A 15434-nucleotide genomic window follows, 5' to 3' on the forward strand; every position below is an offset into this window, starting at 1 on the left:
CCATCAGCCATCTAGTCTCGCCAAGTCGCCGCAAATTCGACGACACGGTTTTGACAGACCGTCCCCTGATATACGGATCATGCGCAACGCTCTATGGCGGCTGTGCGTGGGGCACTTCGGTGCGCCGAGTTCCGATATCCTCGGTCTGTCAACCCACGTACCGCTGCCACCCATTTGTTTGACAGCAGAGATGTGGTAGCTCCAGTCAGATATCGGAGCTTTATCATGTTAAAGATCGTCCCCGATCCACCGCTACACGACAAATACACCACCCACACCCTTGAAGACCTTCTGGTCCAGATATCTGAATACCTTGTCTGCGCGCTGACCGTCAGCCAGCAGACCGTCCTGCTGCACGCCAAACCGCCAGGCCAGGTCCTGACTCTCGCCGCCATGCATGAAATCGACAGCGCCCGCACCTTGGTGGAAGTGGCGTTGAGCCGCGTGCAATCCCGGCATTGACCTGGTGAGCCTGGGCTCACATTTGATGTTCACCGATCAGGCCCCGTGCAGTTCGCGGGGCCGCAGGAGGAATGGTATGGATAAGGAATTGCAAACCCCAAGCATCAGGAAGCTCGCCACCACTGGCGTCGGGCATTTCGGCGAGGCTGGAGAGGAGGGTGGTCAAGACCCGCTGTTCCGTGTTGTGGCGGGCCATTCGATGGACCATGCGGTTGAACAGGCAACCGTGCTGATGTGTGCAGTGCACAAGATCAGCGATCTGGCGATGGTGGAGACGGATCATTTGCCGACGTTGCTGACTGCCGTGCATTACCTCAGTGGCATGGCCAAGGCGCTGGCACAGGATGTGAACCATGGGTTGATGGTGGGTCGGAGGGCTGAGTAGGAATGCGATGGTCGCTCTGGCTGGCGTCAGCCTGTTAGACCTCAGGGCCGCTTTGCGGCCCATCGCCGGCAAGCCGGGTCCCACACCAACCACGCGGCTCTTAAGCAGACATGCGCCGCTCACGGCACCCGGTCCGTTCACGGTGTGAGTGCAAATAGCTATTCCACAGGCAGTGAAGCATCAGACACCGCTGACTTCGTGACGGCTTTATGATTTCACTCCGGTTACGCTCATTCTCAGCAGAGAAGAGGTGCATTGAGCCAGTGTGATTTGGGCTTTCGTTGTAGGGCGTTGCGATACCTATTCCTGGGTGCTCAGCCAGTGACTGCGCTCTCACGCTCGTAGAGTTATTCTTCACCCTTGTGCTCAGGCCGTTCGAGAGGGTGCTATGCGTAAAGGTGAGATACCGACCGAGCTCTCATTGCTCGCGTTTGACTTCTTCTACTGGTTTTCACGGTTTGAGTTCTGTCTCAAAGAGAACGGTTACCTAAAATCCGAAATCCCTGGACAGAAAGCTGAACCAGGTTGGGACAAATTTGTAGAGCGCCATGCCGAAACCTACGTGCTGACAGCTGAAGCGGCAGAGCTGCTTGCTGCTCCACCTGATCGGCAAGTGGTTGGGGCCGGGTTGGTTTTGGAGTGGGCACCAGTTGGATTTCAAGACTGTAGATCTGACCTAGCAAAGGTTGTCCGAACGGTGAAAACAGTTCGCAACAATCTATTCCATGGTGGCAAGCATGGCGCCGCGGGCTGGGATAGCCCTCAGCGTACGCAGTCTCTCCTCACATCGAGTGCAGCTGTGCTGGAGGGTTTGGTGGAGCTCGGTGATTTCCGAGGCGACTACGAAAGGTTTTATTGACTTGTGATCATCAGCAGGGGCAAGTGAGCCAGCTCGAGCCTTACAAATGCACTCCAAAGAACTTATGAAGACTCATTACACCCTTCTCGCTCATTGAGTCGGTGTGGCTTTAAGCGCTCTTTTGATTGAGATTAACACTGTGTAGCGATCCATACATCTCTCCTGTGCAGCTTGTGAGCCGTCGCTGGTGTCTTCGAAGTATCAGCTCATGAGATCTGCTTGATGCACCACACGACACCAGACGGTCGCTATTTCGTAGTGAAAGGTCAGCTATGGCGCTGCAGCAATCCCGTGCTATCTGATGAACAGCGCCAGCACATCGTGCTCCTACTGATGGAGGCGCGGAGAGCCGTCAAAGAAGCGAGGGCAACAAATGATGCAGATCAGATGCGTACCGCTCGAGCAGCTGTAGATAAGGTGAAAAGGGCACTAGGGGAGAGGGGCCCGGTGTGGTGAAGCGACGGCAGTCCGGACTACAACCGCCACAAGGCTACTAACACGCCCTACGCTGAGTGGTACCGCACACTGCCCGAATGCGCGCAGGGGCACTGATGTGAGCTTGATGCTCGCTGCTACTAGTTCCGCGATACCTTGCCGCACGGTTTCGATGTTGTCGTAGAGGGTCGTCAAAGCACCATTCACATTTCCAACCACAGTGCTTGCTCCTCGCTCACCGACCCATTTGGTTAGCTCTTCGACGGCGGCGCGTAACGCATCCTGGTTATGGCTGAAGCGCTCAAGGACTTCAGCGGCTGTCCGTAGTTCTTTCATGATTAGCGTGTCCTGGTGAGGTCGGCAGCAGACCTTGTACCACGGTTTCCCTCGGCGCCGGGTTGTCGACGGCTCGATTCGCGATGTCGTTCTTAACATTTATACTCCTCTGCTGAAGGCGTCGAATTTCTGTACGTCGATGAAAAAAAGCAGCGTTTCCCACATGAACTCCAAAGAGCAAGAGGCGGGCATGGGAGTAGGTTTCCTAGAAAGGCTCGTGAATGATCCCAAAATCTATAACTTAGGGGATCCAACTGTTTTCGTGCCAGTTGGTCGCTATTCGAGCACTCCTGGCTGGTGTTTCCTCCCCTGGAAGGGTATTGAAGGCGAATACAGGTGGGGATTTAAAGCCCGTACTGAGGTTAGTGATTACCTCTCGGTGCTCAGTGGGCTGCAGGCAGCGTTCCTGACTGATGAAAGTGAGGCCTTTTGGGTCATAAAGAATGGAAAGAGGGCTAGGGAAACCCAGCGTAGAGCTCGATGGCGGGATGCAGGTGCCAAACCAAACCTTTTGAAACCATGGGGGTGGCTCGAAGTGCAATTCGAGAAGCTCGAAAGCCTTGGTCAGGATCACCTCAAAGGAGCCGCGTTGGATCTCACCGCAACGGGTTTCGAGGGCGGTGAACACTTTACCGTTCGTCCGAGTCGAGCTCGGAATTTTCAGAGCTATTTCAGCTTGGCTACTTTCGCTCTGTGGGGTAAGCGCTGTGCCATCACGGGTTCCGCTTTAACGCTGGAAGCAGCACACATCAAACCGGTGGCGAGCTGCGAAGCTGATGATCCAGCTTTGACTGATCCATATAACGGCATCGTTCTAACGGCGTCGCTACACCGGTTGTTGGATGACGGCCTTTTTGGTTTTGACCCTAATGGCAACGTGGTAGTGGATCCCAGACTGTGCAAGAAAGAGCGCGAGATCCATCAAATAGCCACCTCACACAAGGTCGATTTTAAATTAGAAGCAGAGAAGTACCTGCAATACCGTATCGTGGGGAATATTGTAGGATCCAAGTCGTGAGCGAATAAGGTAACCGACTTTGATTCAAACAATTAAATTGTCGCCACCCGCACCCTTAAGGGAGTCGGAAAACCCCCGTATAAAGCTTTACAAACACCAATCGGTGAAAATTCGCATGGCATCCTAAATCCGGACGAGATGAGCGTTTTAGCAATTTCCTGTTGAAAATTACTTATTAAAAACATAGCTAAATACTATGTTAATTGTCCTCGGCGACCGAAAGCATCCATGCTCGACTATTTCTTTTAGAGGTGTAAGCGCAGGGCGGCGATTTTGGTAGCCCCGTGCGTACAGCATCTGTCCAGTTGTATGATTCTAGTCTTTTTATCTCAGCTCTCCAGAACACTTTCCTTCAGCCTTCGCTGAGGTTGATCTACCCTTGCGCATGGCCCTTTGATATCATTGCGGAAAACGCCCCGCATCAAGCGCGCAACGTTGGTGATACGATGATTCTTGAAAACAAGCAAAGGAGCGGATCGATGGTAAGTCATGAATACGTGCGTGAGGCGATCATCGATAAGTTGCAAATCCATGGATAACATAGCTATAAAAGCTCGGCATTTCTTGATATCAACAAATAGAGACCAAGGCACGTGAAAGTAAGACTTCCAGCTCCGGACAACTGGCAAGACTTTGAGCAGATATGCCAAAGGCTTTGGAAAGAAATTTGGTGCGACGCTAATGCTCAGCTGAACGGCCGAAGTGGGCAGCCTCAAAGCGGCGTTGATGTTTATGGCAGGCCAATATACACAGAGCTCTGGGCGGGGGTTCAGTGCAAGGATAAGGACGCTAATCTAGGAAGCAAATTAAAACCATCGGAACTCAGTATCGAGTGCAATAAGGCCGTATCATTTGAGCCAAAACTTAAAAGTTTTTCCGTGGCGACGACTGCCGCCAGAGACAAATCAATACAAGAGCACGCTAGAGTGTTGAATGCGAACAACATCTATCCATTTGATGTTCATGTTTGGTCTTGGGATGATATTGCGGCAGAAATCTTAGCTCGCCCAAGCCTCCTCAAGAGCTTTTACAGTGGACTACCAATTTACCATGAGCTAGATGGACATCAAAGTACCACCATTGCTATAAGCTCTCCGAAAGATCAATTCAGGGCTTTTTTCTCCCGTCCTGCATTTCATAATGTTCTTGGAGAGAGAATTAAAGAGTCTATTTCGCAGGTGTCGTACGAGCTGAGTGACAATGCCTTCACTCACGGAAGAGCAAGGCACGTAAATCTCACGCTGTCCGGGAACGTTTTTACAATTGAGGATGATGGGGTAGAGTTTAATCCTCTTGCACAACTGGATCCAGATAAAGCTTCCGCACGAAGCCATCTCGGCTCTCTTATGTTCTCGGCTTTTCAAGATGATTACCGAGGGGAGATTGGCATAACGTATGAAAGGATAAATAAAGACGGCATATGGAAAAATAAAATTTCCATTTCGTTAAGCAGTGGAGTTCACCTGCTACCACCATCCGAAATAATTGATATCCAAGTGGATCTGCATGAGATTTTTAGTAGGCGAGCATCTGAGCAATACGCCCAATCATTGGTGATTCCTGCCGGGGTGAAAGAAGTAGTCCTCACAGTAGGCAAAAGTCCAAACGGTAGCGGATGCTTCGGTTTTTTCCTCAGTATGCGCGAGCGGTTGCCTGCGCATGTGAAAATGACTGTATCTCACCCAAGAGGTGATATTATTGAAAAGTTCGGGCATTTACTTGGGGATCATGACATAATGTTTCAAGCAAGATAGCAGCCTTCTCCCAGGGCTTACATTTTTCGTAAGTCCTGGGTTGCTGTATGCGGACAGTAAAAACCGATGCTTCACCATGAATGAACAGCAAGGACGCAGCAATAATGAAATCCGAGATGTCAGAATTTTCCTACGACTTCGTCTTCACCAACGAGCTGATCACAGGGCCTGGTACTCATATAGTGGCTGCCCCCGAGTTTCCTTCACTATAGAAGGAGGGAAAACCGGGTGGTGGCTACGACGTCAGTTGCAAGCTATTCTCGGAGATCTTGGCTTTTAGCAGTAAATACCTAAGCCAACACTGCTGCCAGATCTCTAGCTACTCCGGTCACTGCCTTCATGGAAGGCTAGGCACTCTTTCTATCGCGCGGGCCACTTTTGATTATCGGTACCTGCCCGTTTCAGGGTTTGACCAGTGTCAGTTCACCTTCTTCAGCCAGCGGATTCACATAGAGCTGAGGGATATGAGCCTCACCGGGGTACTTCATCTCTAGCTGCGTGACAGCCCTATCAAATGCCTGGTGAACGTCCTGTCCAAAGCCGATCGATGCATAGAATCGCGCCGCGAAGTCTTTTGCTGCCACATCGGCGATAGCGCCATCCATGCCAATAGCTGCGAGAAGGTGCTCGGAACATTGTTCAGCCAGTTCACGGGAGTAACAGCAGTTGAACAGAGCGACCTTTAAGTATCGCTTGCTGCCTGCCACCGCGCGAAGCATCCCTTGCAACGGTACCACGTGGGGCTCACCAGTCGGCGTTTCCACCGCTAAGTGTCCTCCAGGGGTGCCATGTCCACTGAAGTGAATGACAGCAGGCTCGCTCTCGTCCAGAGCTTGAAGGATGTCCTCAGCCTGCACTGCCCAGTGCGAATCAACCTTCAGCGCGTCTCGATGTTTCGAGGCGCGAATATGGGCGTTTACCTGACGGATCTCATTTTGCAGATCCAACGCTTTCTCAGATTTGCGACCAGGGTCAGCACCAAAGAACAGAATCTGAATTTGCTCAGGTGGTTCCTTAAGCTTTGCCAGCTCCCGTTCGAGCTCATCTGCACGAGCCACTTGATAGGCGAGTCCGACTTGAAGAGAACCAAGCTGGCGACTCTTCGCCTGGGCATCCTGAAGTGCTTTTCTTTGTAATCGCTCCTGCTCAGCCTTGAGCTTACGGGCCTCGTTAATCTGCGCACGCTCCAGGGCTTTGTCTAGCCGCTGCTGATCGGCAGTGAGGCGAACCATTTCGCGGTTAATATCAGCGATGATTTTTGCAGCATCTGTCTCTGCCTTGGCTCGCAAACCGTCGTACCGCTGAGCCTGCTGTTGCTTTGTTCTGGCGGTCGCAGCAGACTGAGCCCGGGTTGCCTCCGCTGCGGCCTTTTGTGCGGCTTCACCATGCTTTGCCGCTTCATGGATCTTTCGCGAGTGCGACTCTCTCAGACGAGCAATTCGCTGCTGATGGCCGCGCACCAAACTGCGATAGTGATTTGAGCTCATGACTTCCCCTCAGCTTCCATGGCGTAGTAGCGGGAGCTTGGCTTATCAACGCTTCGCTTTACCAGTAGTTTTGAGAATCGCCGACCTTCAAATTGAAGACGGCCAGACGGACACCATCATGGACGACACCCTGGCTTACCTGAAAGACCGCTACAAGGATGAACAGGCCCGGTTCGACCACTTCGAGAACAAATGCGCTAAGTTCCTAACCGCCGTTTCGGTGGTGATCGCCGCATTGACGGCGCTCGCCAGCGCCAAGGGGAGGGTGCTTTTCGCCCTTAGCGGCCCGTGGGACGTCATTGCGCTTGGGTGCTTTTTGGCTGCAGCTTTCTGTGTGGTGTGCTCGTGGGGTCATGCCCTGAGCGCTCTGAGAATTCGGGACTGCCCAACGCTGCCGTACAGTCGCCAGACTGTAGAATGGATGAAAGCGGCTGATGCACCAGATCACCAGCAGCATGTCTACAACTGCTATATAGACACATTGGAAAAACTGAAGTCAGCCATCGACGAGAAATCCATACCTCTAGATTTTGCCTACAGCGAGATGGTCTACGCCGCCTGGGCGTTGTCGTTGTTAGCAGTAATCAACATCGGCAAGGAGCTATTTGCATGAGCAACGATCAGAAACCCAAGAATCAGGAAAACAAGACACCGCCGCCGCCGACCACTGAGTATCACCGACGCTCTGAGGAGCGCCCGGTGAACCGAAAAGATCAGCCAGACCGACGTTGATCCATAGTTCCCGTTGAATCAGAGGCTGTAGGCCAATGGATGTGATTACGCGCACCACCATGCCTGCAGCCTCGGATGACTCCCAATTATTAGAGTGGCCGGCAGGTTGTTATGCAACTGACCCAGGCAAATACGTCCCTTGCCTGCGACCGCAAGCGGAGCGCGCAGGCGTGAGGATGGAAGTCCCCAGGGACAAGACGCACGCCCAGCGGGCGGCTTGATTCACGACAGCCGTGCTCCCAGAGCCACGCTCATACAAGCTCTTTTTGTGCAAGGAAAGGTAAGGAGAGGAGGGGAAGCGATAGTCCAATCACTAACTCACCTAGGAAATTGTCAAGGCACGCGTCGACCGACGTACTTGGCTGAACGTTAACTGCTCGATTTTCAGGGCGGTTTCTATGGCATTCGGAAGCATTCTGTCGCCCCTTGCAGCATCAGCAATTGCGCCACGTAGCTGTCGAATCATTGCCTGGGCAGTTCCTGTCGGCATTCCTTTCGATTTTCCGGCAGCGTATAAGCATCAGGTAGCATCTCCCTGATCGAAATCCCTCGTGATTGAACGTAGTGTTTCAGGATCAAAACGAATTGAAGGCATAACGGCCTCTGGGTTTCCAGAGGGGCTCCAGGGTTATCGATCGAAGGCGAATGGCACGCTTCGGACGTCGTTTGTCGGCAGGCAAAATGCTCCCGATGGGAGGCGCTTGATGGTGCGCCAGTCGCGAATTAAGTGGAAAGCCCCATGTCAATGGCCATTAATTTTGACCCACTTTTGGCCAATAGAATTGACCCACTTGCTCACCGCTAACCGCCGGTTTTCTGCTTCAAACGATAGCTCTCACCTCCCAGCATAAAGATGTGTGAATGGTGGATCACGCGGTCGATGATGGGCACGGCCACGTTGTCGTCATGGAAGAACTCGCCCCAGCTGGTGAAGTCCTTGTTGGTGGTCAGGATGACCGAGCGGTACTCGTACAGGTTGTTGATTAACTGGAACAGGTTGTACCGGGCTTGGCGCGTCATCGGCAGGTAGCCCAGCTCATCGATGATCAGCACGTCGTATTTGCTCAGCTGATTAAGGCGCTTCTTCAGCTCGCCCTTCATTTCCGCCAGCTCCAGATCCTCGACCAACGCCAGAGCCGTGCGGAACAGCACCTTGTAGCCCGCCTGAACCGCCTTGTGGCCAATCCCAATGGCCAAGTGGGTCTTGCCCACACCCGGTGGTCCGATGAACACCAGGTTGTCGCGGTTGTCGATAAAGCTGAAGTCCAGCAAGGTGCTGACCTGGCGCTTGGTGATGGTGGTCTGGTGCCGGTAATCGAAGGCCTCCAGATGCTTCTCCGAGGGGAACTGCGCCTGCTTGAGGTTGCGGCTTACGCGGCTACTGGAGCGGGCGTTAAGCTCATGCTCGACCAGTGACTGGGCGAAGCTCAGGTAGGACAGTTCATTGGCTTCGGCTCTGGCCAGCAGGGTGGCCAGCTCACCCGCGGTCGCGCTGAGGCGCAGGCTTCGGTACTGCGCGATAGTGCTGTCGAGCAGGCTCATTGGGTCACCCCGTGGCCAGTCGACTGGCCAATGCGGGCATAAGCGTTCAGGTCGGCGTGACTAACCTGGCTACCGGCCTCTGGCGCATAGTCATGGTCGCCGATGATCCGGCCCCGCGCCTTGGCTTGCTGCCATGCTTCGAGGTAGCGCTTGAGCCCGGTGGCGGTCAGTTCACTGCGCTCGCACAACTCGCCGAGCAACGCCGTATCAACCGGCGCATGGGCCATGAGCAGGTCGCGTGCAGCAACCAGCTGATCCTTGTAGATACGCGGCGAAGTACGCTTGAGCAGTTGGCACAGGGTTGCCCCAAGGGCATCGGGCAGGATCGAGTCGATGCCGCGCTCCAGGTCGGTAATGCGCTGGGCATGGTCTCGGTAATGGTTGTTGTTCTTGATCATCCGGCCCTTGGCCTTGCACAGGTCATGGGTGGCTATGAGTTCACCGCTCTCCAGGTCATGGATCAGCAACTGGTTGTCCTGTGCGCTGACACCGACACGGGCTTGCTGCCAGGCCATGGGTACCGAGTACTTGTTGGCCTGCCATGAGATCAAGCCGGTCTTGTCGACCTTGCGGGTCTCCCTTGTCGGCGCCACGTGCAGCAGGTTCTGCGGGACGAGATAGGGCTTGAGCTGACTACGCTCCAGTGCCTCGAAATGCGCTCTTGGATGCTGCCCCGTCGTGCCGTGCACGCGTGCGTTGGCGACAGTCTCGAGCCAATCATTCAGGTGCTGTCGGACGGCGGCCTCGTCCTGGAAGTGCTCGCCGTAGAAGCAGTCACGCTTGACGTACTTGACCCCGGCCTCCACCTTGCCCTTGCTCTCCGGGTCATAGCCCTCGCAGGCATGGATGCGGTACCCGACGGTAGTCGCATACTGGTGGAAGCGCTGGTTCAGCGTCAGCTCACGGTACTGCTCGTTGATCACCACCATCTTGGTCTGATCGTAGATGCACTCCTCGGTGACGCCGCCGAAGTAGCGGAAGGCCTCGTCGTGCATCTGGATAAACCGTTCGGTATCCAGCGGCCGGAAGTTCAGACCGACATACATCAGCCGTGAACAGGACAGCACAAACACCACAAAATGAACGACACGCTCCAGGCCGCCAATCATGACGCCTCGCAGCTCACCGGGGTCGACCTGACACTGCACGCCAGGCACTGACTCAACGACCGGCTCGTAATAGCGCAACTGGCCACTGGCAACCTGCTGCTTGAGCGCTTGCACATAGCGGCGAATGCTCCGGTCTGACACCGCCAGCTCGGTGGTGCGCTCCCTCAGGCGACGGGCCAGCTTGACTGCGCTCAGGGCTGGAAACTGACCCAACTGATTAATCAGATAATCGCGGTGCTCGTCGAGCACCTTGGTGCGTGAAGGGTCAGCAATGGTAGCGCTGATCTGCATCTCATCCAGGTGGAGATACTTGCGTACGGTGTTCCGGGAAATCCCCAGCTCACGACTGATGGCACGGACCGACAGGCCTCGGCCCTGGTCATACAACCCCTTGATCTTGTGAATCACAACCCACTCCTTCAATGATCTGTCCCCGGCCTGTGCATAAGGCGGGTGACGCTACATGGTCGGTGGCCAATGCCACTATGGGTGGGTCAAAATTGTTGGCCAGAGGTGGGTCAGTTTAATTGGCCATTAACACCCCAAAGCCCCGTATTTCCCAGGCCAAACCGAGCTCTTCGATAAATTAGTGGAATCTTCTATGGTTTTTCCACCAAAGAAACAAAATAAATCGTGATTTTCCACTAATTGTTTCTGCCAGATTCGTGACTTTCCACTAATTGTTTAAAATGATTTTCGAACCAATAGATATGTAAATCGGGCGAGATTTTCAGGGGGGACGAGACGAGGTAAGGCGGCGCACTGCCGCATACTTCCCTCAAGGCCTTACGCGGCCTGCTACAAATACTGTTTTACAAGCACGAGGAGGAGGTGAGAGCAGTCATTGAACTTCAATTCAGTCGCGATGAAAGTACGAGAACGGCACCACGACGAATGCCTTGGATGAGGAAGCCAGCTACCACAAACTGCTGACTTCGTTCGGCGAGTTGAGTGCCATCAAGGAAGTCATCATTGGCCCGCTTTGCTCATGGAGCCTCGAACAGGTTCAGGTGAAGTCTTCGTCAGGACGAGGCAGTTATCGTTCGGCAGTCCGTCGATATGAATGCGGGGCGGTTCACTCCACCCCGAATCCAAGTCTGGATGATCTATGGGCTGGTGCGTGATTTGAAGAAAGATAGACCTCTGTCGCGAGTTCTTGCAGCATTTCCCTGTACGGGCGATTGCTGACCTTCAGGTTGAGAGCGAAGTGGTTTACACCTGCCTCTTGTGCGTTCAGCAGATACACTCTGAACGCCTTGGCACCTGCCCTGAGTCCGCCGTGGGTGCGTCGCAGGGGAGCGTCTGAATCCTCAGCCAGATCCACGAGTACTCCCACTCCAAATGGTTTAAACGCCGTGGCTTCTTTCTCGATTAGCGCACCTTTCTACTGGCCTGCAACACTGATCAGATCCGTAGGTTCCGGTGCGGAGCGTATCAGGCCATCCATGTGCTCCGCGATCCACGGTAAAGACTGTTGTGCCTGTTAGCACTCTTCGAGCGCATCCAGCGGAGATAAAATATCCTCCTTGATTAGCCCAAGATTCGCGTTCTTCAGGAAGAAATAGAACGTGGAATCAACGACCTTCAACTGACGAGAGTTTGAATCGTACGCGAGCACTGGTGGATTGATACCCTTGCCGGACTGCATGCCGGTGAGACCGGTAAGCGCATTCGTGAGATGCGCGATCTTTAGGTTCTCAGCACGGTGGTGAACTCGCTTGATCGCTGGCAGCATCGCATCGGCGCTGAGTCCACCGTTAAACCCGTCAAAGCCAACCTCAAGGATGTGCATGATGACGTAGTAGCTTAGGAAGTAGGGGATAGGCTTCGATTTATCTACCGTCGCTGCATTACCGCAGGCGATAGCTTCTAGATTCTTGAGATGTCGTCCAGAATAGTCGCTCGTTTTTTTGTCGATGGCTCTGGCCAGGGCCTTCGGATCATCCATAAACTTGTTGGCGACCTGATAACCTTTGACACCGTGCTCCAAACATGTGTACTTGATGAGTTCCTGGAAAACCCCGACACTGCTGAACGCACTGTCAATGCACTCTTCCACCAGCGCAGTCGCCATCTTCACGTTGAGCAGATCCTCGCCTTTCTTGACGATTCGACGGAAGTCCTCATCGCTCCATGGCTCAACCGGCACCTCGGCCAGGCGATCCTGCAGTTCGCCATTGAACTGGTTGAGTCTGTTGGCCTCTTTCCAGACACCCAAAATGATGAATTTTATTTTGAGGTCGTGAAAGCTCCGCAAATCAAATGCGAACTCTCTCTGGACTTCCTCTGAAAGGTAGTGGAAGTTTTCTAAGATGATTGGCTTGGCCGTCCCGTGCTCCCTTATCAGGCTAGCAACATCATCTGGTAGGTCAAGGTTGTATTCGATGCGGTCGTACTTGAGCTCAAGCTTGCTGGAGTGTTCAACATCCGCCGCAATTTCTCCGCGCCCACGAATCACGGCAATCGTGCCCTGAATCGATGCTTTGCCACGAATTTTAGAGGCATCTCCCGTACCTTCCGTATAGGAAGCAAGCAATGGCACGTCGTATTTCCTGACAATTGCCTGGTAAATATTCCGGAGCGTAGTCTTAGGGGAAAGAGTGATTACGATGCTGTCATCGTAGTTGATATGCTTCTTGACCAAAGCAGTTTTGCCTTGCTTTGACGCTCCGTAGACCACGATTTGCTGGTCGGTGTGGAGGGCCGCTAAGAATGCATCATCGACATGATCCCGTTCTACATAGCTGGCTACATCATTACCGCTGACACCAAAAACGTCTTCCACCGTTAACGCTGAAACCACAGCTGCCTCCCTTCGTAAGCGTAACCTTTCAATGTGATGCCGATTTGACATCAATAGTTTCACCTTGGGAAGCTTTTTTGCATGCGATGCGTGCTCCAAAGGGCCGGTTTAGAACGCTGAGCACGAGCTGGTAGCTAACATGGGCTTTGAGTCAGGGACACGCGTTAGGTAGCAACCAACTCATCGGGGTTTTGCAATGCATCAATCGATGCGGCTTGCCTTTCTGATGTGTTCAACTTCTTGGATTTTGGTAAATGATGCGGGCCTCTTACGTCTCGGGCGCTGGGAGCTCGGAATGTCCACTTAAATCTTCAAATGGCGCTGGAGCCCTTGTCCTGCAAGGCTTTCAGGGTTGGTGGGGTTTCGCAGCGTCAAAACCGATTCCACTAATTTCTCCTTGGCCGAGAGAGCTATTCCATTTGGAGTGCATTTTTAAAAAGCTATGCAGATCAATGCTTTACGATTTTTTGGCGGAAGAATTTTTCCACTTATTTCGTTAAAAAATCCGGCCGAATCGCGGCGCCTGGTGTGCTGAAGGCCCCGGAATACAAGGGCTTGAGGGTGTTGGCGGGGGACATTCCACTCAAAACGCGATTGGTGCAGATGGATCGTGAAGAAGAGTATGGGGATTACGACTTGCGACTTCGAAAATTCGAGACTCTCAAAATTTGAAACTCAGCATTTGAAATGGATTCATCGTATTTAACAACCACGCCTAAGCATTTTCGCTGAGCTATTAATCCATTCTGGAATAAATAATATATTTTTATTCTTATAAAATATAGCGATGCGCTATCTGTCGCCCATAATCCCTCTCTAATTGTGAAACTATCGAGTGCATGTGCAATTTTGAAACTTCGTAACTTGTTGATTTCAATGGCATTATTCAAAAAGGTAGGCAATGGACCCACTCTCCCATCCTTCAAGACCAGCGGGCGCTCCAGAATTCGTGGTGTTCAGTCATAAGCAAAACGAGAAGGTCAGCTTGTTCTGCCGACCCACTCTATGGCGATTCGCCGAGGTGGAGTTTGATCCTTGGGTGAGCGATTTGACCGTGAACCAGCGTTTCATCGAATTGGACAAAGTTCGAATCCCGGTCGCGCTCGCTTTTGAGAATAGCCACGCGTCACTCATTGTGGTGTCCAAGTCATGCCTGGGTTCCAGCACGAGCGTTGAAGTCCAGAATTATGCCGACGATAACGGCTTTCTCTGCGAAATTTTAGATACTGATTTCCTGAAATCTGAACGTACCCGCTACGAAAACTACCTACTCATGCTTTCCTATATCAACAAGCAGAGAGATGCACTGACTGAGCGCAATCTTCGCGAAGTGATGAGACTCCTCCCAAGGCATGGACTTACGGTGAGCAGCGCTATGCAGGCGGTTGAGCAGGATTTTGGCGAGAAGGGCGCAGCTTTGGTGTTCGAGTTGGTCAGAAAGGGCCGATTAAACGTCAAGAATTTGAGTTCGACTAAATTGAGTGGGGCATCCCAATTAGGCCATGGAGATGCCCAGGATGAGTGATCAACGATTTTCTAGGTCCGAACGCGAACGAGAAGGCTATGATTGTGACAAGTGGCGTGCGGTTGACTTAACGGTCTTGCCGGACGCCCTTCGAGGTCCGACGGAGAATCGTATTAAAGCTATCCGGGCGTTCTTGAAGGAAGGCGCATCGCTAGAGGAAATTCAAGAAAAATATGGGATACCTCGCTCAACGCTTTATCGAGTCATCGACAAATGCGAAGCACTAGACAAGTCCGGAAGTCCCGCTGGCTGGGTGGCTGCAATACCTTATAAGCGCAGTGGTGAAAAAAAATACAATCGGAAAGCGCAGCCCGGCTCATCCGCTACGCAAGGCTATTCCGGCGCTTTTACGCATTTCGTTGAGCAACATCCAGATGTGGATGAGTGGCTGAAAGCTCAAGCCCGTAGATATAGACCCCGAAAATCTGGCGGCGACTACTTTATAGCGATTCATAAAGCGTTCGTGCGCAGGTGCATTGAGGCTGGAGTTGCCAGACATCAATACCCATTAAATCAAAAAACCGAAGGTATAAGCGGGCTTAGGAGGTGGTTGCAGGATAAACACCGAGAATTGAAAGCGGAGCAAGAACTGAAGTCCTCACAAGCTAACGAGAGCGTCCGAGATATTGATCCATCGGACATCTTGGAGCAAGTTGAAGCAGATGGACACAAATTGGATCTTCGCTTGGTTATTCGCGAAAGGGATGCCTATGGGGAGCCTGTTGAATATGAAATTCTCAGGGTCTGGTTAATTTGTCTAATCGAAAAATTTTCAAGGTGTGTGTTGGGGTATTCATTGGCACTGGGCCACCAGTATGATCAAGTAGACTTGCTTACGGCGATTTATAGAGCCCTGAGCCCGCACGTTCGTCCACCGCTGAATATTCCTGATACCCGTTATCGCGATGAAGGGGGATTCCCCTCAGAAAGTTCGGGGGCGTGGCAAACGTGGTCCACATTAAAACTGGGCGGTTGCAGGAGCTGAGT

Annotated in this window: 13 protein-coding genes and 1 pseudogene; 10 read left to right on the forward strand and 4 right to left on the reverse strand. The window is 52.7% G+C overall.

The window, feature by feature from the left end; all coding sequences use genetic code 11:
• Positions 1–225 precede the first annotated feature (225 nt).
• From C3F42_RS01215 to C3F42_RS29215, 6 genes and pseudogenes are all read left to right on the forward strand, one after another.
• The gene (locus tag C3F42_RS01215; RefSeq protein ID WP_028688843.1) at positions 226–462 is read left to right on the forward strand and encodes a hypothetical protein; all 237 of its coding nucleotides are present in this window, start codon (positions 226–228) and stop codon (positions 460–462) included.
• Between the two features lie 76 nt (positions 463–538).
• The gene (locus tag C3F42_RS01220; protein ID WP_158659506.1) at positions 539–847 is read left to right on the forward strand and encodes a DUF3077 domain-containing protein; all 309 of its coding nucleotides are present in this window, start codon (positions 539–541) and stop codon (positions 845–847) included.
• A gap of 388 nt (positions 848–1235) precedes the next feature.
• Positions 1236–1706: a hypothetical protein gene (locus tag C3F42_RS01225; RefSeq protein ID WP_104443845.1), complete on the forward strand. Its 471-nt coding sequence runs from the start codon at positions 1236–1238 to the stop codon at positions 1704–1706.
• A gap of 222 nt (positions 1707–1928) precedes the next feature.
• Positions 1929–2258 (forward strand): annotated as a pseudogene (locus C3F42_RS29725) (hypothetical protein).
• 382 nt (positions 2259–2640) lie between these two features.
• Positions 2641–3495: an HNH endonuclease gene (locus tag C3F42_RS01240; RefSeq protein ID WP_104443846.1), complete on the forward strand. Its 855-nt coding sequence runs from the start codon at positions 2641–2643 to the stop codon at positions 3493–3495.
• Positions 3496–4088: 593 nt separating this feature from the next.
• A complete protein-coding gene (locus C3F42_RS29215; protein WP_158659507.1) occupies positions 4089–5249 on the forward strand; it encodes a hypothetical protein in 1161 nt (386 codons plus the stop codon).
• 401 nt (positions 5250–5650) lie between these two features.
• Here the strand turns inward: C3F42_RS29215 and C3F42_RS01245 are convergent, their stop codons facing one another.
• Positions 5651–6736, reverse strand: coding sequence for a hypothetical protein (locus C3F42_RS01245; RefSeq protein ID WP_104443847.1), 1086 nt, complete (start codon positions 6734–6736; stop codon positions 5651–5653).
• Positions 6737–6854: 118 nt separating this feature from the next.
• Between C3F42_RS01245 and C3F42_RS01250 the strand changes: the two genes are divergently transcribed.
• Together C3F42_RS01250 and C3F42_RS29735 are read left to right on the forward strand one after the other, a co-directional pair.
• Positions 6855–7349 (forward strand): hypothetical protein, encoded by a 495-nt coding sequence (locus tag C3F42_RS01250; RefSeq protein ID WP_104445265.1) that lies wholly within the window; start codon positions 6855–6857, stop codon positions 7347–7349.
• Positions 7346–7468, forward strand: coding sequence for a hypothetical protein (locus C3F42_RS29735; protein WP_256586246.1), 123 nt, complete (start codon positions 7346–7348; stop codon positions 7466–7468). Before C3F42_RS01250 ends, C3F42_RS29735 begins: the two co-directional genes overlap by 4 nt.
• A gap of 801 nt (positions 7469–8269) precedes the next feature.
• Here C3F42_RS29735 and istB read toward each other — a convergent pair.
• From istB to C3F42_RS01265, 3 genes are all read right to left on the reverse strand, one after another.
• A complete protein-coding gene (gene istB / locus C3F42_RS01255; protein WP_064491510.1) occupies positions 8270–9010 on the reverse strand; it encodes an IS21-like element helper ATPase IstB in 741 nt (246 codons plus the stop codon).
• Complete coding sequence (gene istA / locus C3F42_RS01260; RefSeq protein WP_081273177.1) at positions 9007–10527, reverse strand: IS21 family transposase; 1521 nt, start codon at positions 10525–10527, stop codon at positions 9007–9009. The genes istB and istA overlap by 4 nt, the downstream gene beginning before the upstream one ends.
• A 1075-nt stretch (positions 10528–11602) precedes the next feature.
• A complete protein-coding gene (locus C3F42_RS01265; RefSeq protein WP_104443848.1) occupies positions 11603–12922 on the reverse strand; it encodes a hypothetical protein in 1320 nt (439 codons plus the stop codon).
• A gap of 901 nt (positions 12923–13823) precedes the next feature.
• Here C3F42_RS01265 and C3F42_RS01270 point away from each other — a divergent pair.
• Positions 13824–14447 carry a hypothetical protein gene (locus tag C3F42_RS01270; RefSeq protein ID WP_023102086.1) on the forward strand — a complete coding sequence of 208 codons (624 nt, stop codon included), beginning with the start codon at positions 13824–13826 and terminating at the stop codon, positions 14445–14447.
• Positions 14440–15432 carry a helix-turn-helix domain-containing protein gene (locus C3F42_RS01275; RefSeq protein WP_158659508.1) on the forward strand — a complete coding sequence of 331 codons (993 nt, stop codon included), beginning with the start codon at positions 14440–14442 and terminating at the stop codon, positions 15430–15432. Before C3F42_RS01270 ends, C3F42_RS01275 begins: the two co-directional genes overlap by 8 nt.
• Positions 15433–15434 lie beyond the last annotated feature (2 nt).

It is taken from the genome of Pseudomonas sp. PONIH3, from assembly GCF_002934345.1.
Lineage (GTDB): Bacteria > Pseudomonadota > Gammaproteobacteria > Pseudomonadales > Pseudomonadaceae > Aquipseudomonas > Aquipseudomonas soli.